At 69.2% G+C, this 18050-nt stretch carries 19 protein-coding genes; 10 read left to right on the top strand and 9 right to left on the bottom strand.

The window, feature by feature from the left end; translation table 11 throughout:
- Nucleotides 1–80 precede the first annotated feature (80 nt).
- Nucleotides 81–839 carry a polyphosphate--glucose phosphotransferase gene (gene ppgK, locus NVU01S_RS36175; RefSeq protein WP_043679497.1) on the bottom strand — a complete coding sequence of 253 codons (759 nt, stop codon included), beginning with the start codon at nucleotides 837–839 and terminating at the stop codon, nucleotides 81–83.
- A gap of 170 nt (nucleotides 840–1009) precedes the next feature.
- Between ppgK and NVU01S_RS36170 the strand changes: the two genes are divergently transcribed.
- The gene (locus NVU01S_RS36170) at nucleotides 1010–1933 is read left to right on the top strand and encodes an inositol monophosphatase family protein (RefSeq protein ID WP_373864240.1); all 924 of its coding nucleotides are present in this window, start codon (nucleotides 1010–1012) and stop codon (nucleotides 1931–1933) included.
- Nucleotides 1934–2000: 67 nt separating this feature from the next.
- Here the strand turns inward: NVU01S_RS36170 and cei are convergent, their stop codons facing one another.
- The gene (gene cei, locus NVU01S_RS36165) at nucleotides 2001–2678 is read right to left on the bottom strand and encodes an envelope integrity protein Cei (RefSeq protein ID WP_029899980.1); all 678 of its coding nucleotides are present in this window, start codon (nucleotides 2676–2678) and stop codon (nucleotides 2001–2003) included.
- 489 nt (nucleotides 2679–3167) lie between these two features.
- Between cei and NVU01S_RS36160 the strand changes: the two genes are divergently transcribed.
- Entirely contained in the window at nucleotides 3168–3470 is a 303-nt protein-coding gene (locus NVU01S_RS36160) for a DUF4193 domain-containing protein (protein ID WP_014986697.1), read from the top strand.
- Nucleotides 3471–3517: 47 nt separating this feature from the next.
- Here the strand turns inward: NVU01S_RS36160 and NVU01S_RS36155 are convergent, their stop codons facing one another.
- Nucleotides 3518–4003, bottom strand: a complete 486-nt coding sequence (locus tag NVU01S_RS36155; protein WP_043679492.1) for a DUF3093 domain-containing protein — start codon at nucleotides 4001–4003, stop codon at nucleotides 3518–3520.
- Between the two features lie 156 nt (nucleotides 4004–4159).
- Here NVU01S_RS36155 and dut point away from each other — a divergent pair, with 156 nt between their 5' ends.
- Both dut and NVU01S_RS36145 read left to right on the top strand, forming a co-directional pair.
- Nucleotides 4160–4651 carry a dUTP diphosphatase gene (gene dut, locus NVU01S_RS36150; protein WP_043679490.1) on the top strand — a complete coding sequence of 164 codons (492 nt, stop codon included), beginning with the start codon at nucleotides 4160–4162 and terminating at the stop codon, nucleotides 4649–4651.
- 5 nt (nucleotides 4652–4656) lie between these two features.
- Nucleotides 4657–5499 (top strand): DUF3710 domain-containing protein, encoded by an 843-nt coding sequence (locus NVU01S_RS36145; protein ID WP_043679554.1) that lies wholly within the window; start codon nucleotides 4657–4659, stop codon nucleotides 5497–5499.
- A gap of 418 nt (nucleotides 5500–5917) precedes the next feature.
- On the opposite strand, the gene NVU01S_RS36140 is transcribed toward NVU01S_RS36145, so the two are convergent.
- On the bottom strand, nucleotides 5918–6640 hold the full coding sequence (locus tag NVU01S_RS36140; protein ID WP_043679551.1) for an alpha/beta fold hydrolase: 723 nt from the start codon (nucleotides 6638–6640) through the stop codon (nucleotides 5918–5920).
- A 128-nt stretch (nucleotides 6641–6768) separates the two neighbouring features.
- On the opposite strand from NVU01S_RS36140, the gene NVU01S_RS36135 reads away from it, so the two are divergent.
- The 3 genes from NVU01S_RS36135 (at nucleotide 6769) to NVU01S_RS36125 (ending at nucleotide 8656) form a co-directional block, all read left to right on the top strand.
- On the top strand, nucleotides 6769–7146 hold the full coding sequence (locus NVU01S_RS36135; protein WP_029899976.1) for an OB-fold nucleic acid binding domain-containing protein: 378 nt from the start codon (nucleotides 6769–6771) through the stop codon (nucleotides 7144–7146).
- A 3-nt stretch (nucleotides 7147–7149) separates the two neighbouring features.
- Entirely contained in the window at nucleotides 7150–7863 is a 714-nt protein-coding gene (locus NVU01S_RS36130; protein ID WP_244467490.1) for a DUF3159 domain-containing protein, read from the top strand.
- 166 nt (nucleotides 7864–8029) lie between these two features.
- Nucleotides 8030–8656 carry a sigma-70 family RNA polymerase sigma factor gene (locus NVU01S_RS36125; RefSeq protein WP_052281235.1) on the top strand — a complete coding sequence of 209 codons (627 nt, stop codon included), beginning with the start codon at nucleotides 8030–8032 and terminating at the stop codon, nucleotides 8654–8656.
- 38 nt (nucleotides 8657–8694) lie between these two features.
- On the opposite strand, the gene NVU01S_RS36120 is transcribed toward NVU01S_RS36125, so the two are convergent.
- Together NVU01S_RS36120 and NVU01S_RS36115 are read right to left on the bottom strand one after the other, a co-directional pair.
- Nucleotides 8695–9366 carry a potassium channel family protein gene (locus NVU01S_RS36120; protein ID WP_014986689.1) on the bottom strand — a complete coding sequence of 224 codons (672 nt, stop codon included), beginning with the start codon at nucleotides 9364–9366 and terminating at the stop codon, nucleotides 8695–8697.
- A gap of 2 nt (nucleotides 9367–9368) precedes the next feature.
- A complete protein-coding gene (locus tag NVU01S_RS36115; protein WP_043679487.1) occupies nucleotides 9369–10034 on the bottom strand; it encodes a potassium channel family protein in 666 nt (221 codons plus the stop codon).
- A gap of 240 nt (nucleotides 10035–10274) precedes the next feature.
- Between NVU01S_RS36115 and NVU01S_RS36110 the strand changes: the two genes are divergently transcribed.
- Together NVU01S_RS36110 and NVU01S_RS45515 are read left to right on the top strand one after the other, a co-directional pair.
- On the top strand, nucleotides 10275–12263 hold the full coding sequence (locus NVU01S_RS36110; RefSeq protein WP_029899971.1) for an APC family permease: 1989 nt from the start codon (nucleotides 10275–10277) through the stop codon (nucleotides 12261–12263).
- Between the two features lie 183 nt (nucleotides 12264–12446).
- Nucleotides 12447–14600: a TRAM domain-containing protein gene (locus NVU01S_RS45515; RefSeq protein ID WP_373864239.1), complete on the top strand. Its 2154-nt coding sequence runs from the start codon at nucleotides 12447–12449 to the stop codon at nucleotides 14598–14600.
- 503 nt (nucleotides 14601–15103) lie between these two features.
- Here NVU01S_RS45515 and NVU01S_RS36095 read toward each other — a convergent pair.
- Together NVU01S_RS36095 and NVU01S_RS36090 are read right to left on the bottom strand one after the other, a co-directional pair.
- A complete protein-coding gene (locus tag NVU01S_RS36095) occupies nucleotides 15104–15907 on the bottom strand; it encodes an enoyl-CoA hydratase (RefSeq protein WP_043683208.1) in 804 nt (267 codons plus the stop codon).
- Between the two features lie 70 nt (nucleotides 15908–15977).
- The gene (locus NVU01S_RS36090) at nucleotides 15978–16856 is read right to left on the bottom strand and encodes a CPBP family intramembrane glutamic endopeptidase (RefSeq protein ID WP_043683203.1); all 879 of its coding nucleotides are present in this window, start codon (nucleotides 16854–16856) and stop codon (nucleotides 15978–15980) included.
- A gap of 151 nt (nucleotides 16857–17007) precedes the next feature.
- Here NVU01S_RS36090 and NVU01S_RS36085 point away from each other — a divergent pair, with 151 nt between their 5' ends.
- Entirely contained in the window at nucleotides 17008–17310 is a 303-nt protein-coding gene (locus NVU01S_RS36085) for a DUF1330 domain-containing protein (protein ID WP_014986681.1), read from the top strand.
- 30 nt (nucleotides 17311–17340) lie between these two features.
- Here the strand turns inward: NVU01S_RS36085 and NVU01S_RS36080 are convergent, their stop codons facing one another.
- A complete protein-coding gene (locus NVU01S_RS36080; protein WP_043683199.1) occupies nucleotides 17341–18021 on the bottom strand; it encodes an SIMPL domain-containing protein in 681 nt (226 codons plus the stop codon).
- Between the last annotated feature and the right edge of the window lie 29 nt (nucleotides 18022–18050).

Below are 18050 nucleotides of genomic sequence, written 5' to 3'. Positions count from 1 at the left end.
CGATCTAACCAGGGTACCTTCGCCCGCGATGTCGCCTACGGTGCGGGAGCGTTTACGGATTCTCGCATGCCGCGCCCATGTTATGGCGCGATACCGGCATCGATGGCCATCGCCGCGCCGACGATGCCCGCGGTGTTCTTCAGGTGCGCGGGAATGACCTGAGTTCGATTGGTGAGCAACGGAATCCACAGGTCGGCATCGCGGCTGATGCCGCCGCCCGCGACGAATACTTTCGGCCAGAAGAGATTTTCCAGGCCGATCAGGATGGTGCTGACCTCGGCGGCCCACTGTTCGAAGGTGAGACCGTCGCGATCCTTGATCGACGCGGCGGCGCGATGCTCGGTCTCCATGCCGCCGACCTCGAGGTGGCCGAGTTCGCTGTTGGCCACCAGCGTGCCCTGGTACAGCAGGGCCGAGCCGATGCCGGTGCCGAAGGTCAGCAGCAGCACCAGCCCGTCGAAATCCTTTGCCGCGCCGTAGCGGTCCTCGGCGAGGCCGGCCGCGTCCGCGTCGTTGAGCACGGTGACTGGACGCCCGTCCAGCGCGGTCGAGAACAGGGCGCGCGCATCGGTGCCCACCCACGCCTTGTCGATGTTGGCGGCGGTACGGGCGACGCCGTCGAGCACCACCGACGGCAGCGTGATGCCGACCGGACCGTCCCAATCGGCTTGCGCGACCAGCTTTGCCACCGCGTCGGCGACGGCCTGCGGGGTGGACGGCTGCGGTGTCGCGATCTTGATCCGTTCGTGGACCAGCTCGCCGGTGGCCAGATCCACCGCGCCACCTTTGACGCCGCTGCCGCCGATATCGATGCCGAATGCGTGCCCCCGAGCGGACATGACCAACCCCTCGTTCCTGTGTCTGGCGGGTGTGGAGCACAACGCCGAGGCACAGGCTCCTACCGCGTCGGCGCACGCATTGCGGTGAGGTGCCCGACGACGGCGTTGTGTCGTGCACGACAAGAGTAATGCGCGATCGATGCTGCGCGTTCCCGAGGATCTGTGATGCGATGGGGAGCGTGCCGGAAACCTCATCACCAGTGTCCGACTACACCTCCGAGATCATCGTCGCCCGCGGCGACGAGGCCGAACTGCGCAGAGTCGCGGTCGACCTCGCCGAAACCGCCGCCGCCCACGTCCGTGCCCGCCGCCCCGAGGTCTTCGGGCAGGCCGGTGGCCCCGCGGACGGCGCGGTGCAGGCCAAGGCCCACCCGACCGATCCGGTGACCATCGTGGACACCGAGACCGAAGACCTGATCCGCGGCCTGCTCGCCGAGCAGAGACCGGGTGATCCGATCCTCGGCGAGGAGGGCGGCGGCAGTCTCGCCGACTCGGCCGCCGACATCGTGCACTGGGTGGTCGACCCGATCGACGGCACGGTCAATTTCCTGTACGGCATTCCGGGCTACGCGGTGTCGGTGGCGGCGCTGCGGGGCGGCAGGCCGGTCGCGGGCGCGGTGGTCGACGTGGCGCGGCGGGCCACCTACAGCGCCGGCCTCGGTCTCGGCGCGATCCGCGTCGACGCCGACGGCGCGGTCGAGCATCTGAGCTGCACGCCGGTCGAGACCGTCGCGATGTCGTTGGTGGCCACCGGTTTTGCCTACGGCAAGCACCGGCGCACGCGACAGGCGCAACTGATCGGCGAGGTGCTGCCGCAGGTGCGCGATATCCGCAGGCTCGGCGCGGCCGCCCTGGACCTGTGCCATGTCGCGGCGGGCCGGGTGGACGCCTACTTCGAGCACGGCCTCAACGCGTGGGACTGGGGCGCCGGTGCGCTCATCGCGGCGGAAGCGGGCGCGCGGCTCACGCTGCCGCCCGCCACCGCGACGAGCGCGGCGGGCGACCTCGTGCTCGCCGCCGCGCCGGGCATCGCCGACGAACTGGCCGAGCTGCTCGAGCGGATCGGCGCGACCGAGCCGATTCCCGACCTGTAATGACGACTGTGTTCCTCGAAACCGGCGGTCTCGAGGGGCACAGAGGCGACGGCAGACGCGCCGCGAGCTAGCAGCGCGCCTGGCGGGCGGCGTCGAGCAGCTTGATATCGATCTGCGGCGGTCCGCCGGGCGCGGGGTTCTTCAGTGACCGCAACACCTCTTCGGCGTCGTTGCTGGGCCGGATGTCGCGGAACAGCGAACCGAGCACCATGTCCACGGTGTCGTCGCTGCGCTGGTCTTCGATCAGCTCGGCGCACGGCACCACCAACTGCACCGAGGCGGCCGCCGGACGGCCGTTCACGCCGAACCGGATCTGGCCGGTGCACTCGAGGTCGCCGTTGACGTATACCGAATCGTTGCCGAACTGCGTCCCCGGCGCGCTGGCGAACCCGAGATCGCCGAACTGGGCCGCGACATGGGCCGCCTGGCCGCGCTGGTTGTTCGCGTTCAGCACGCGCACCTTGGCGGCGGCCAGCGGCGCCGGTTCCACGTCCTGTAACCGCCCGTTGCCGACCCGCTGGCCGAGCGCGACGGGCTGCCCGGCGCCGGGATCGGTAGCCGGGCTCGGCGAGTTGCAGGCCATCGCGCTGGTGTCGCGTTCGGTCGTCGTCAGTGCCTTGACCCACACGATCGTGCAGATCAGCAGCAGGACGCCGAGCATGATGAGCCAGGGCTGCGGTCGTCGGCGGAGGAAGGGCCTGCCCTGGGAATCCACGGGGCGGCCTTCGGTGATCAGTGAAACCACCAGCACACTCTACGAAAAGGATTCGGGTCCGGGCGAAGGCAGGCCGACGGAGTTCGGGGCCGCGGTGCGTGCTGGGCCGACGCTGCCCGGCCCGGGCGTGGTGCGCGCGGGCGGGCCGCGCACCGGGCCTCGGTGCCCGGCAACCGCGCCCCAGGTCTCGGGGAGTTCGACGGGAGGTGTCGATTACCCGTCGGTTTCGAATCGTCTGTGTTTTGATTGCGACTTTTGTCGCGGGGTCCGCTATTGTCTGGCGGCCCAGATCGAATCGCCGGTGGCGAAATTGGTGGTCGGTCGCGGGAACAAGTAGGGCATGTCCTGCGTTTACCGAGCGCTATCCGGAGTGGATCAGCCCGATCCGCCCTGATGAGTGACCGGTGTGCGTGTGACGTGCACCACCGGCGGGGCGGTACGAGTCACGGCGATTCCTCGCGGAATCGGTGTGAGTGGACCGGTCCGGGATATACGAAGTAAGGACGAGGGGAAGACGACATGGCAACCGACTATGACGCACCGAGGCGCACCGAAACCGACGACGTGTCGGAAGATTCGCTGGAGGAGCTGAAGGCTCGTCGTAACGAGGCACAGTCCGCCGTCGTGGATATCGACGAATCCGATACCGCGGAGTCGTTCGAGCTTCCCGGCGCGGACCTGTCCGAGGAAGTGCTGACGGTTCGGGTGATCCCGAAGCAGGCCGACGAGTTCACCTGTTCCAGCTGCTTCCTCGTGCACCACCGCAGCAGGCTGGCCAGCGAGAAGGGCGGTCAGATGATTTGCATGGACTGCGCGGCCTGAGCGCGAGCACACCGCTCGGCCCCCGATCTCGATGAGGGTTCAGGCCATCAGCCCGCGCTCGGCACTCCGAGCGCGGCCAGGACCCGTTCGGGCCTGCGCGTACTGACCAGCCAGTACGGCGTCGGGTCGTCGGGATCGTCGAGCACGAGCAACACCATCGGCCCGATCCACGGCCGGTGCTGTACGTAGGCGGCGGGGTCGAGCTGGCGACCCAGCGCCGCACTCTTCGCCGTGTGGGCAACGACGGCCGCACGCGCAACGAAATTCACCGGCAGGTGGGCGCGGTCGGCGCGCAGTTCGAGCGTGCCCGAGGCATCCGGCGCGACCTCCACCCGGTGCCTGCTCAGCCAGAGCAGCACCCACACCGGTACCGGGAAGAGCAGTACGTAGGGCAGCCAGGCGCGCACACCCGGTGCGCCCATATGGATTTCGGCAGCCAGCAAGCCGGTCACGGCGAAGGCCACCGGCCACCACCACAGCGGCACCCAGAGGCGCTCGCGGTACGGCTGTGGGCTCGGCTGTTTCTCGTCCATAGTCACTGGGTTGGGCTGGTCCGACACGAGTCAACACTAAGTCACGTCTGTCCGAGCTGTACGCGTAGGCTCGACCAACGTGAGGGAGCGAAGCGAGCGAACCATGGACACACCTAGTCCCGCTCACGACGGAGCCGAGAATCCGGAGGTCGAGTCGTGAGTACAGAACTGCCACCGATAGCGGTGCTGCGGCTCGATCCCGGCATTCCCCTGCCGACGCGCGCCCACCACGGCGACGCGGGCGTCGACCTGTGCACCACCGCCGACGTGATCCTGGAACCGGGGGAGCGGGCGTTGGTCGGCACCGGCCTCGCGATCGCGCTGCCGGTCGGCACGGTCGGTCTCATCCACCCCCGCTCGGGCCTGGCCGCGAAGGCCGGTCTGTCGGTGGTGAACACCCCGGGCACCGTCGACGCCGGCTACCGCGGCGAGATCAAGGTGTGCCTGATCAACCACGACCCGCGCACGCCGATCGAGCTGCGCCGCGGCGACCGGATCGCCCAGCTGCTGGTGCAGCGGGTCGAGTTGGTGGATTTCGTCGAGGTCGACTCGCTCGACGAAACCAGCCGGGGCGCGGGCGGTTACGGGTCCAGCGGCGGTCACGCGAGTCTGACCGGGGCGGGCCGGGCAGCCGGCAAGGAGGCGTAATGGGACTGTTCGGAAAGAAGAAGCGGTCGGCGGACTACGACGACGACCGGTATCCGGCCGACGAGTACGACGAGGTCGAGGAATACGACGAGGACGACTACGACACCGACGAGCACCCGATCGTGCCCGTCGGCCGCCATGTCGCCGCCGCCGACGAGACGCCGTCCGGCCCGCACGACTACGACGACGTGGCCGACCTGCTCGACCGGGTCGCCGAGCAACGGCTCGATCTGGGCTCGGTGATCCTGCCGGTGCCGCAGGGCGGTCAGCTGCAGGTCGAGATGACGCCCGACGGTGCACCGCAGGCGGTGCACCTCGCGACCGAACACGGCCGGATCACCGTCGCGGCGTACGCGGCCCCCAAGTCGGCGGGCCAGTGGCGCACGGTGGCCGCGGATCTCGCGGATTCGCTGCGCAAGGACGGCTCGCGGGTCGCGGTGGAGACCGGGCCGTGGGGTCGCGAACTGCTGGCCGTCACCGAGGGCGCCGATCTGCGGTTCATCGGGGTCGACGGACCGCGCTGGATGGTGCGTTTGGTCGCGGCCGGTCCGTCCGGTGCGGCGAACGACGGCAGCCCGCTGGTCGCCGCGGCCCGGGCGATCCTGCGCGAGACCGTGATCCGCCGCGGCGACGACCCGCTGCCGGTGCGCGAGCCGCTGCCGGTGGTACTGCCACAGGAACTCGCCGAACAGCTGGCCGCGGCCCATCAGGCCCAGGTCGACGCGCAACAGCAGCAGCTGGCGGCCCAGGCGCAAGCCCAAGCCAACCCCCAGCTGCCGCCGCGCCTGCCGGAGGGCCCGCGCCGCGGTGCCGACGGTTCGGCCATGCAGCAGCTCGGCCTGAACTAGCGCGCCGAAACCCGAACCGGCCCAGCCCGATTCGACGCCGTCCCGGTCGGCAGCGGCACCTCGCCCGCGAACGCCGAGCCGGTGCAGTCCACCGCCGACATCGCGCGCGGTCGTTACTGGTCAGTTGATCACCAGGTAATGGTGGCGGAAGCCTCTCGGCCGTTGCCGCCACCAATACCTGGTGATCAATTGGCCAACTGGGGAATGCGCCCACCCGGTGCGTTTTCGCAGGACTCGCCCGTACTATGCGAGTTCGGGCGCACCGCTCGGGTGGCGACGGCCGTGGTGTTTCGCCCGGCCGGCGGCGGCGGGGTCGGTTGCCCGTTGATCGGCCCGCGCGGTCGGCGGGATGTGCCCGCGGCGCTGCCGGTATGCGGCCGAGATTCGTTGTGCGCCTGCCTTGTTCGGCAGGTGACGGTCAGAAGGCGCCGGTGCGGGTGAGGGCGGCGAAGCCGGTGTGGCCGAGGACGGCCGGTTCGGCGCCCAGTTCGGCGAGGGTGATCCGGTGGATCGCGGAGCGGGGGATCAGTGCCGCCCACTCCTCGGCGATGGCGAACGGGTGCACCGGGTCGTCGACCGCCGTCACCACGGCCACCGGCACCTGCAGCGTGCTGAGGCATTCGGTGCCCGGCCATTTGTATTCGGCGGCCTCGTCGAGCGCGTCGGGCAGTCCCGGCCACTGCGAGCGCCAGGATTGGGTGAGCGCGTCGGCGAGCCACGCGGGGCTGCTCGCCCGCATCCGTTCGACCACGGCGTCGAGCCCGTCGGCGCGCAACTGGGCCGCGGTCACCCCGGCGCTCACGGTGGCGGGGCAGGCGGCGGTGTCGGGACCGGTCCACGCGGGCAGAGCCGCGACCACGCCCGCGGTCAGCTCGGGATGTTCGGCGGCCCACTCGATCGCGACCGCCGCGCCGAGCGAGATTCCCGCCACAACAACGGGACCCGTCGCGGCCGCGGCCTCGAGCGCGGCTCGATAACTCGCGACGACGGCGGCCGGGTCCGGCTGTACCGCGACCACGTCGAGACGGCGTGCTCTGCCCGCCGGTTCGAAGGCGCGCCGGGCGAAATCCGCGTCGGATCCGCTGCCGGGCAAGGCCACGACGACCTGAGCGGGCGACACGGAGTGTGGGGAGTCGAACACCGGTCCGAGCGTAGCGGGGGTGCTCTGGTGCATCTACAGTGGCGGGGGTACGGCCACAGCCGGTCGTATGTGGAAACCACGATGGTGTGCGACCCACACTGTCTGCTCTATGCAGGAGAGCGTGCGAAATGTCATCCGCAGCCTCAGGGTATTTTCGACGTCTGGGCCGCAGACTGACCGAAGATATCGACCAGTTGGACGCAGAAGAACTCGCCGAGAAATCCGAAGCCTCCGGCGCGTGCCGGGCCTCGGAGTGTCGCCGCGGCGACGAGGCCACCATGCTCGGTAGGCTACGCAGCGTCGAAGCGTGTCCGAAGTCCGCGGGCGCCAGTGTGCAAGCGGAATTCTTCGACGGCACCGATGCCATCACCCTGGTGTGGATCGGCCGTCGGCGCATTCCCGGTATCGAGCCGGGACGACGTATCTTGGTGCGCGGCCGGGTCGGCGATCGAGACGGCCGCAAAGTGATCTACAACCCCTACTACGAATTGCGCGGGAACAGCTGACGTATGCCATCGAGCAACGACAACGCCGCCCCAGGCGAACAGACCGAGCCCGCAACGGCTCTCGACCCGGACCAGGTCGACCCTGACGAAGCAGTCGCCGAACAGACCCTGCTGGAGCAGCTCGGCGGGTTCAGCGGCCTGATCTCTTCGACAGTCCCCGTTGTCGTCTTCGTCCCCGTGAACGGTTTCGCGGGCCTCACCGCCGCCATCTGGGCCGCGCTCGGTGTCGCCGCGCTGATCCTGATCTGGCGGCTCGTCCGGCGCAGCCCCATCCAGCCCGCCATCTCCGGCTTCCTCGGCGTCGGTATCTGCGCGTTCATCGCCTACCGGATGGGGGAGGCGAAGGGCTTCTTCCTGTTCGGCATCTACACCAGCCTGGTGTACGCGGGCGTGTTCCTGGTGTCGATGCTGGTGCGCTGGCCGCTCGTCGGCGTGATCTGGGGCGTGCTCAACGGCCACGGCACCGACTGGCGTTCCGATCGGCGGGTGCAGCGCCTCTACTACCTCGCCACCACCACGTGGGTGGTCGTGTTCGCCGCGCGCTATCTGGTGCAGTCCCAGCTCTACGACACCGACCGGACCGGATGGCTCGCCGTCGCCCGGATCGGGATGGGCTGGCCGCTCACCGCCGTCGCGCTGGTGGTCACCGTGTGGGCGGTGCGCCGGGCGGGTCATCTGCCCGTGCGCCGGGGCGCCGCCGCGGCCGAACCCGCGTAGCGCGTTAACCCCGCGGGCGTGTCCTGCGAAAACACAGTGGGTGGGGCGTTTCCCACCGCAGAGGTGGGTGGTTACCCACCCTGGGGTGCCTGGAAGGCGACCCGAGTTCGGCAGACGATCAGTGCGTCGAGAAAAACACGCACGATCGCACGAAAGGACTCGGACCGTGGCCCCCGAGCACAAGACCGCAGCACCGTCGAAGAACCACCATCCGGCCCTGTCGGAGAGCCGCCGGGTCGGCGCCGAACTGGACAAACTGATCGGTCCCGCGGCCGCGGGCGATCGCGGCGCGGTCAGCGAGATCGTCCGCATCGTCCATCCGCTGGTTCGCCGGTATTGCGGTGCGCGCCTTGGTAATACGGCTCATCTGCAAGTCACCGCCGACGACGTGGTGCAGGAGATCCTGATCGCCACCGTGAACGCGATCCCGCGCTACCGGGACCAGGGCAAGTCCTTCCTCGCCTTCGTCTACGGCATCGCGGCGAACAAGGTGTCCGACGCGTTCCGCCGCTCGCAGCAGCACCCCACCTATCCGATGGCGGAAATGCCGGACGCGCCGTCGACCGCCGCCGGGCCGGAGGAGTGGGCCCTGGCGTCCGAACGGCGGGTGGCCACCCGGGAACTCATGAAGATCCTCGCCCCCGCGCATCGTGAGGTGCTGGTCATGCGGATCGTGCTCGGCTGGTCGGCCGCGCAGACCGCCGAGGCGATCGGCACCAGCCCGGGCGTCGTCCGGGTGATGCAGCATCGCGCGCTGAACAAGCTGCGCGCGGAATTGAAGCTGGCCGCGTAATTCGTTCGCGACCGTCGCGCATCAGCCCTGTCGGGGAGTCAAGGCTTGATGCCGTGGTTGGCGAGTTCGACCCGCAGGTCCTCCTCCGCCTCCACCGAGGTCACGAACAACAGCTCGTCGTCGCCCTCGAACGGATCGTCGGGCTGCGGCACGATCACCCGGCCGCCGCGCAGGATCGTCACCAGGGCGGCATCGCGCGGCAGGGTGAGCGTGCGCACCGGCTTTCCGGCAAGGGCGGTGTCGCCGGGCAGGGTGATCTCGACCAGATTCGCCTGCCCCTGGCGCAGCGTCATCAGCCGCACCAGATCGCCCACCGTCACCGCTTCTTCGACCAGCGAGGCCAGCAGCCGAGGCGTGGACACCGCGACATCGACACCCCAGGAACTGTCGAACAGCCACTCGTTGCGCGGATCGTTCACCCGGGCCACCACCCGGCGCACGCCGAACTCGGTCTTGGCGAGCAGGCTGTGCACCACGTTCGTCTTGTCGTCGCCGGTGGCGGCGATGACCACCTCGTAGGTTTCCAGACCCGCGTCCTCGAGCAGCGCCAGCTCGCAGGCGTCGGCGTGCACCCAGACCGCGTCCGGGATCGCCTCGGGGTCGATATGGTCGAGCTGGCGCTCCAGCAGCATGACGCTGTGCCCGCCGCGCAGGAGTTCCCTGGCGATGGATCGGCCGACGGCGCCCGCGCCTGCGATGGCCACCTTCATGTTCAGTCCTCGCTCACGGGGGGCTTGCCTGCCAGCGCGATGGCCTCGCCCACCGAACCGGATGTCGCGGCGACGTAGACGAGATCGTCCGCCTGCACGATGGTCTTGCTGTCGGGCAGCAGGCCCTGGCCGAACCGGATGATGAACGCGACCCGGATCCCGACCGCCTGCTCCAGATCCCGGACGGTGCGTCCGTACCAGTCCTCGTGTAGTGGCAGCGGGGTAACTGCGACCGTGCCGGTGGGATCGCGCCAGGTGGTGGTGCTGCTGTCGCTGATGAGCGTGCGCAGGAACCGGTCGGTCGTCCACGGCACCGTCGCGATGGTCGGGATGCCGAGCCGCTCGTACACCGCGGCGCGTTTCGCGTCGTAGATGCGGGCGACCACCCGCTCGACGCCGAACATCTCCCGCGCCACCCGGGCGGAGATGATGTTGGAGTTGTCGCCGGAGGAGACCGCGGCGAACGCGTCCGCCCGTTCGATTCCCGCCCGCACCAGCACATCTCGGTCGAAGCCGACGCCGGTGATGCGCTCGCCCGGGAAATCCGAGCCGAGCCGCAGGAAGGCGCTGGAGTCCCGGTCGATCACCGTGACCTCGTGGCCCACCCGCACCAGGGCGCGAGCCAGCGCCGAACCGACGCGCCCACACCCCATGACCACTACGTACACCGTGCAACCCTCGTTCCTGGAACCGTGGTGTTCGGTCTGCTCATTATCCGGTCGAACGGTACCTGTCGAATGATTCCATCGGCCACGTTCCCCCTCCACCCCCGTGCCAAACCTGACAGTCGCGTGCGCAACACAACTGTGCCGGCGCGCGCCTCGAAACGCCGCGCGTCGAGGTTGCTGCGTGGTTACACAGCGCCTGCCGAGTCCGGATACGGCGATGGTGCCGCTATGCTCGCTCCAGTGTCCAAGTTGACGACGGCAGCGAAACGAGTGCTGCTGGGCAGGCCTTTCCGTAGTGATTCGCTTGGCCATACCCTGCTGCCGAAGCGCATCGCGCTCCCGGTGTTCGCCTCCGATGCGATGTCCTCGGTGGCCTACGCGCCGGAGGAAATCTTCCTGGTGCTCTCCGCCGCGGGCATCTCCGCTTACATCTACGCCCCCTGGGTCGGTTTGGCCGTCGCGTTCGTGATGGCCGTGGTGGTGGCCAGCTACCGACAGAACGTGCACGCCTACCCGTCCGGTGGCGGCGACTACGAGGTCGCGACCACCAACCTCGGCCCGACCGCCGGGTTGACCGTCGGCAGCGCGCTACTCGTGGACTATGTGCTCACCGTGGCCGTGTCGATCTCTTCGGCTGCCTCCAACATCGGCTCCGCGATCCCGTTCGTGGCCACGCACAAGGTGCTGTTCGCCGTGGTCGCCATCGCCGTGCTCACCGCGATCAACCTGCGCGGTGTGCGGGAATCGGGCACGGCGTTCGCGATCCCGACCTACGCCTTCATCGTCGGCATGTTCGTCATGCTCGGCTGGGGGCTGTTCCGGATCTTCGTGCTCGGTGACGATCTACAAGCCGAATCGGCGGGATTCGGCTTGAAGGCGGAGGACGAGCATCTGTACGGACTCGCCTTCGCCTTTTTGATCGCCCGCTCGTTCTCCTCCGGGTGTGCGGCGCTCACCGGTGTGGAAGCGATCAGCAACGGCGTGCCCGCGTTCCGGAAGCCGAAGTCGCGCAACGCCGCCACCACATTGCTGATGCTCGGCACGATCGCGGTCGTGCTGCTGATGGGCATCATCATCCTGGCGCAGAAGATCAAGGTCGTGTACGCGCACAACGAGTCCGACCTGATCGGCGCGCCGGCCGGATACCACCAGAAGACGCTGATCGCGCAGCTCGCCGAAACCGTGTTCCACGGATTTCCGATCGGGTTCTTCTTCATCACCACGGTGACCGCGTTGATCCTCGTGCTCGCCGCGAACACCGCGTTCAACGGGTTCCCGGTGCTCGGATCGATTCTGGCGCAGGACCGTTACCTGCCCCGGCAGCTGCACACCCGCGGTGACCGGCTGGCGTTCAGCAACGGCATCCTGTTCCTCTCCGGCGCGGCGATCGCGTTCGTCGTACTGTTCGGCGCCGAGGTGACCAAGCTCATCCAGCTCTACATCGTCGGCGTGTTCGTCTCGTTCGTGCTCAGCCAGACCGGCATGCTGCGGCACTGGACCCGGCTGCTGCGCACCGAGACCGACCCGGCGCAGCGCGCACGGATGAAACGGTCCCGCGTGATCAACGCGGTCGGCCTCAGTGCCACCGGCACGGTGCTGATCATCGTGCTCATCACCAAGTTCTTCGCCGGCGCCTACATCGCCATCGCGACCATGGTCGCGATCTTCATCGTGATGAAAATGATTCGCAAGCACTATGATTCGGTGTCGCGCGAGCTGGAATCCCAGGAATGGGACGCGGTGCTGCCCAGCCGTTCGCACTCGATCGTGCTGGTGTCCAAGCTGCATCTGCCGACCCGGCGCGCGCTCTCGTATGCCCGCGCCACCCGGCCCGATACGCTCGAGGCGATCACCGTGAACGTCGACGACGCCGACACCAGGTCGCTGGTCCGCGAATGGGAGAAGAGCGATATCACCGTGCCGCTCAAGGTGATCGAATCGCCCTACCGCGAAATCACCAAGCCCGTCCTGGATTACGTGAAACGGGTCCGCAAGGATGCCCCGCGCGATGTGGTGACCGTGTTCATCCCCGAATACGTCGTCGGTCACTGGTGGGAACAGGTGCTGCACAACCAGAGCGCGCTGCGGCTCAAAGGCAGGCTGCTCTTCGAACCCGGCGTGATGGTGACCAGTGTCCCTTGGCAATTGAGTTCCTCCACCCGTGCCCGCACTCCCGGCGTGGTGAATGCGCCCGGTGCGGTCCGCCGCGGTTACGACGATCGATCGTGAGAGGGCGTCAGCGCGCAACCCGTCCACGGGCGTGGCAATGGATCGGGGCGAGGCGCTGGACGGCGGTGACCGGAGACTCGGGTACGGGGGACGCGGCTGCCGAATGCTCGCAGGTCCGGCAAACACAGCGGCAGGAGATACAGGCGATGTGGTCGCGCGACGCGGTGCGGAGGGGAAGCCGGGATGAGTGATTGGCAGGGCAGCACATTCGAGGTGCGGCTCGGGCCGCCTGGGCACGGCGGATTCTGTGTGGCGCGGCACGAGGGGCGGGTCGTGTTCGTCCGGCACGGGCTGCCCGGCGAACTGGTGCGGGTGCGCGTCACCGAGGACCGCGGCGGATCGTTCTGTCGCGCCGACGCCATCGAGATCCGGGAGGCGTCGCCGGATCGCGTGCCCGCCAGCTGCCCGGTCTCCGGGCCGGGTGGCGCAGGTTGCTGCGATTTCTCGTTTGCGACACCGAAAGCGCAGCGGGCGCTGAAAGCTTCGGTCGTCGCCGAGCAGTTGCGCAGGCTCGCGGGGATCGAACGGGAGGTCGTCGTCGAACCGATCACCGGCGCGGGCGACGTCACCAGCGGCTGGCGCACCCGCATCCGCCTCGCGGTCGACGCGTCCGGCCGGGCCGGCGTGCACCGCTACCGCAGCACCGAGGTCATCCCCGATCTCCGCTGCCCGCAACCGGTTTCCGGCGCCCTCGACGGTGTCGCCGACCGCCTGTGGACCCCGGGCGCCGACCTGGTGGTCGCCGTCGACGGCGACGGCGTCCGCCACATCGTCGAACTGGCCCCCGCCGACCGCGGCCGACCCGAATCCCAGGATCGCCGCGGACGAGATCGCCGCGGCCGCCGCTCCACCCCCGACCCTCGCGAGTCGAGCGCCGAATGGGACGACACCGGCAGTCCGTCCGGCGCCGGTCGGGGCGACAGTTCCGGTGCGCAGTCCCGCCGCCGGTCCGACCGCGGTACTGATGCGTCCGATGGTCGGAACGCGACCGGCGACCGGCGATCCGGAGCGGGCGCGTCCGATCGCACCCCTGGGGATCGGCCCGGCATCGGACGTGGCAATGCGTTCGGGGGCAAGGGTTCTCGCGATGGCTGGGCCGGGCAGTCCGGTCCGGGTGAGGGCGGCACGTCCGGCGGCAGTCGGGATTTCGGGGATCAGTCCGGCGCCGGACGTGGTGATGCGTTCGGGGGCAAGGGTTCTCGCGATGGCTGGGCCGGGCAGTCCGGTCCGGGTGAGGGCGGCACGTCCGGGGGCAGTCGGGATTTCGGGGATCAGTCCGGCGCCGGGCGTGGTGATGCGTTCGGGGGCGCCGGTTCTCGTGGTGGCTCGGATAGGCGGTCCGGTGCGGGCGGCGGGAGGTCCGGTGGTGGACGCGCGGATGATTACGGTGATCAGTCTGGTGCCGAGCATGGTGATGCATTCGGGGGCAAGGGTTCTCGTGACGATGTAGGCGGGCGGCCTGGTGCGGGCCGCGGGTCCGGTGCGGAGTCGGGGGATGATGCTCGTCGTGGGCGGGCGGGGGCCGGTCCGGGTGGTGCGCGGGGTAGGCGGCGGCCCGGGGCGATCGGTGGGGTGCGGCATGGGGGCGATGGTCGTGGGAATCGGCGTCCGGAGTCGTTGCGGGCGGAGGCGGGGGAGCCTCGGGACGAGGTGCGGTATGCGGCCGACGGACGGTTGGAGGGTCCGCAGGCGCAGGAGCGGCGCAGTGCGTCGGCGCGGCGCGCGGCCACGCATGCGGCGCGGGACGAATGGGTGGTCGCCGGAAGCGGGCGGGCGGTCGAATATGTGTCCGGGCGGCGCTGGGAGGTCGCCGCGACCGGTTTCTGGCAGGCGCATCACGGTGCGGCGCAATGCTATTCGGATCTGGTGGCGGAGTGGTCCGGGCTACTGCCGGGCGGTCTGGCCTGGGATTTGTACAGCGGCGCGGGGGTTTTCGCGGCCCGGCTGGCCGACCAGGCCGGTCTGACCGGTGCGGTGTTCGCCGTCGAATCGGCCCGGCCTGCCGTCGCCGCGGGTAAAGCGGCGCTGCGCGACCTGACCTGGCTGGAGCAGCACGCCCAGCGGGTAGAACGTTGGGTTGCCGACCGCATCGACGCCGCGGCCCCCGACGTCGTCGTCCTGGACCCGCCGCGCGCGGGCGCGGGCAAGGAGGTCATCCGCGCTTTGACCACCACCGCCCCCACCCGCATCGTCCACATCGGTTGCGACCCCGCCTCTTTCGCCCGCGACCTCGGCCTCTACCAAGCCGCAGGCTATCGCCTCGCCGACCTGCGTGCCTTCGACGCCTTCCCCGGCACCCACCACGTCGAATGCGTAGCCCTCCTCGACCGCCCCTGACACCAGAAGGCCGGGCCACCATTCGGCGCGGATGTGGCGTCGAGTGAATCCTGGGCGGCGGGATCCTGGACAGGTGATCACCAGGTAATGGTGGCGGTGGGCTCTCGGCCGTTGCCGCCACCATCACCTGGTGATCAGTTGACCAACGCCGAACCCATGCGACGCGGGTGTGTCGGCCTGGGGAGTGTGGGCGGGGCCGGTCGTGCGGCGCGGATGTGTCGGCCTGGGGGAGTGTGGGCGGGATGGGTCGTGTGGCGTGGGTGTGTCGGCCTGGGGTGAGTGCGGGCGGGGCCGGTCGTGCGGCGCGGGTGCGTCCTCCCGGGCGGGTGTGGGCGGGATCGGTCGCTGAGGCGCTTATGGGTGCGGGATGGATACATAGCGCGGGGTGCGCGGTGTGTTCGCCGGTCGTATCTGTGCGGTGAGCATTGCGGCCCCATAGCGTCGGCGGCGGCACTGCGCCGCAGAGTGGCGTTGTGCGGGCTGATTCGACCGGCGCTGCCGATTCAGTCGGTGTAGGTGGGTGGGCGGCGGTCGCGGCGGGCGCGGATCGCTTCGTCGAAGTTGCCGGTGGTCAGGCGGACGTAGAGCTGGGCCAGGCCTTCGTGTTGCATATGGGATTCGAAGCTGCCTGCCTCCATGCCGCTCCACAGCATGCGTTTGGTGAGTTCGGTGCCGACGCGGCTGAAACCGATGATGCGTTCGGCCAGGTCGTAGCAGGTGTCGAGCAATTCGGCGGCCGGGACGGTGCGGGAGACGAGGCCGATGCGTTCGGCTTCGGCGGCGTCGACGTCGCGGCCGGACAGCATGATCTCGAAGGCCCGCGACGCGCCGATGGCGCGCGGCAGCAGATAGCTGATGCCGAGTTCGGTCGAGGTCAGGCCGTTGTTGATGCCCGCGGCGCGAAAGTAGGCGGCCGGTGCGGCGATTCGGATGTCGGTGGCGACGCTGAGGCAGAATCCGCCGCCGATCGCGGCCCCGTTGATCGCGCCGATCACCGGCTGGTGCATGCGGCGCAGAGTGATCATCACATCGTTGAGCAGATCCATCGAACGGCGCGCGACGCTGGTGACGGTGAGCCCGTCGACATTCGGCACTGTGCCCGCGCTCTGCAGGTCGGCCCCGGAACAAAACCCTTGCCCCGCACCGGTCAACACCACCACCCGAATGTCGTTGTCGGCGCTGACCTCCGCCAGCGCCTCGCGCAACGGAATCATCACGTCGAACGCCATCGCGTTCATCCGATCCGGCCGGTTGAGCGTGACGACGGCAACGTGCGGCCGCGGCGTATCGACGAGCACGAACGACATACGGTCTCCTTGACCCCGGCGGCAAACTGAAACAGGTTCTACTGTAACTGCCGCCCCGCATGCCCCTCTATCAGCCGAGGGAGGGTTGCGGGTGGGGTGGGTAGGGGTGTGCGCGGGATACGCGGGGTCGGATCGGGAACCAGGCGAAGAGGGTCAGCGCGGTGACGGTGAGGACGCCCCAGCCGACGAAGCCGTAGCCGGCGAGTAGCGGGTTCGATTCGTGCTCAGGGGAACTGACCAGGCTGAACAGGACTGCGCCTGCGTTGAGTGCGGCGTGGGCGACGGCACAGGGCCAGATGCTGCCGGTGTGCAGCCGTAACCAGCCCAGGATCGCACCGAACGGTACGCAGAAGCCGATGAAGGCGAGGGCTGCCCACGCGCCGAGGTTCGGATAGTTGTAGCCGAGCAGGGTCAACGGCGCATGCCAGAGCGCCCAGATGACGCCGGTGGCGACGAGTCCGGCGGCGATACCGAGCCGTCGCGTGAGCTGCGGCAGTAACCAGCCGCGCCAGCCGATTTCCTCGCCGAGCGCGAAAGGCAGTGTGCTGAGCGTGGTTACAGTCAGGGTCTCGGCGAGCACCGCGGCGACGGTGTGCGCCGAGCCGAACTCGAACACGTACAGCCCGGACAGCGCGCTCAACCCGAACGCCACCCACAGGAACAGTGGTGCCCCGAACCAGGCGAGCGCCGCGACCCGCACCGTATGCCGCGGCCGGGTGCCCAGCCGTAACCCGTTCTGGCTCACCAACTCCGCCCAGCCGAGCCGCCGGTACCGCCACACCGCGAGCACGCCCAGCGCAGGCGTCAGCATCATCACCGCGGCTCCGGTGTGCAACCACAGTCCGGACCGTAAACCCGCACCGTCGATCCATGGACCGGCGGCAACCACCCACGCGGCGCCATAGGCCACGAGGAGGAACAGAACGAAATCAGTGCGCCGAGCGATCATCCGACATCCTCGCCAGAGTCGTGCTGTCTTACCTACTTCGACGCACGGTTCCTCGGCTCGGTTCCCTCGCGGCCGAAATCCCCTCGGGCGCAACGCGTCGCAAGATCGAGTCCGGTACCCGCCGCGGCGCGCGGGCCCTAGAGTCGCGGACATGACCGTCTATGTGATCGCGCAGATGAAATTCACCGACCGTGCCGCCTACGACCGCTACCAGGCGCGTTTTCTCGAGGTCTTCGCCCGCCATTCCGGCACGCTGCTCGCGGCCGACGAGGCGCCGCAGGTGGTCGAAGGCACGTCGGACCGGGAGAAAGTGGTGCTGTTGTCGTTCCCGGACGAGCCGGCCTTCCGCGCCTGGTCGGAATCACCGGAGTACCTGGAGATCGCCGAGGATCGGCGGGCGGGTACCGATTCGGTGATCTTCCTGGTTCAAGGTTTCGGCCGGCCGGCCGGGTAAGTCATTGCGCCACAATCGGTGAGCGACGAGCTAGTCCAGCTGCCAGGTGACGCGGATTCCCGCGGAGATCTCGCTCTCCCCGAGTTCCACCGGCACCGGTGCCGCGCCGTAGGCGTCCATCGCCACCGACATCGCTTTCAGGCGGGGGGCCGAAGGCGGTGCGGCAGAGGTGTTCTCGGTGATCTCGAGGACCGTGCCGAGCGAACGTCCGGCCCGTTCGGCGTACTGCTGCGCCTTGGCCACCGCGTTCTCCCACGCGGCGTCGCGCGCCTGCACGAGCAGCGACTCCTGGTCGGCGAAGGTGAGATTGAGCCCGCCGAGGCGAACGTCGTCACCGCCGGCGTCGACGGCGTTGGCGATGATCACCGCCGGACCCGGATCGGCGTCGTCCCCGATCTCGCGCAGCGCCACGGTCAGCGACGTGCTCGCGAGGTATCCGGTGATCCGATTGCCTTCGCCCTCGGTCCACACCGTCTCGGTGTGGACCGACAGGCCGCTGGTCGCGATATCGGTGCCGGCGACCCCGTCGGAGCGCAGCGAGGCGCTGACCGCGGCGATCCGCTCACCGGCCCGGCTGTAGGCCAGCGCGACCTTGTTCGCCCGGCATTCGATGGAGATCGTGACGCGCATCAGGTCGGGTGTCGCGCGGGCGGTGCCCTGACCGAACAGGGTGACGGTGCCCGCCTTGCGGGAATCGGACTTCTTGCTCACTGCACGCTCCTCGGTCGGTCGATGGTTCG

The organism is Nocardia vulneris (assembly GCF_001613425.1).
GTDB classification, from domain to species: domain Bacteria; phylum Actinomycetota; class Actinomycetes; order Mycobacteriales; family Mycobacteriaceae; genus Nocardia; species Nocardia vulneris.
This window is presented reverse-complemented; position numbering and strand designations above follow the sequence as displayed.

Bases quoted from the DNA above. Each gene is read 5' to 3' on its own strand.
- ppgK (WP_043679497.1), bottom strand. From the start codon at position 839: ATGTCCGCTCGGGGGCACGCATTCGGCATCGATATCGGCGGCAGCGGC.
- NVU01S_RS36170 (WP_373864240.1), top strand. From the start codon at position 1,010: ATGGGGAGCGTGCCGGAAACCTCATCACCAGTGTCCGACTACACCTCC.
- NVU01S_RS36160 (WP_014986697.1), top strand. From the start codon at position 3,168: ATGGCAACCGACTATGACGCACCGAGGCGCACCGAAACCGACGACGTG.
- NVU01S_RS36155 (WP_043679492.1), bottom strand. From the start codon at position 4,003: ATGGACGAGAAACAGCCGAGCCCACAGCCGTACCGCGAGCGCCTCTGG.
- NVU01S_RS36135 (WP_029899976.1), top strand. From the start codon at position 6,769: ATGTCATCCGCAGCCTCAGGGTATTTTCGACGTCTGGGCCGCAGACTG.
- NVU01S_RS36130 (WP_244467490.1), top strand. From the start codon at position 7,150: ATGCCATCGAGCAACGACAACGCCGCCCCAGGCGAACAGACCGAGCCC.
- NVU01S_RS36120 (WP_014986689.1), bottom strand. From the start codon at position 9,366: ATGAAGGTGGCCATCGCAGGCGCGGGCGCCGTCGGCCGATCCATCGCC.
- NVU01S_RS45515 (WP_373864239.1), top strand. From the start codon at position 12,447: ATGAGTGATTGGCAGGGCAGCACATTCGAGGTGCGGCTCGGGCCGCCT.
- NVU01S_RS36095 (WP_043683208.1), bottom strand. From the start codon at position 15,907: ATGTCGTTCGTGCTCGTCGATACGCCGCGGCCGCACGTTGCCGTCGTC.
- NVU01S_RS36090 (WP_043683203.1), bottom strand. From the start codon at position 16,856: ATGATCGCTCGGCGCACTGATTTCGTTCTGTTCCTCCTCGTGGCCTAT.
- NVU01S_RS36085 (WP_014986681.1), top strand. From the start codon at position 17,008: ATGACCGTCTATGTGATCGCGCAGATGAAATTCACCGACCGTGCCGCC.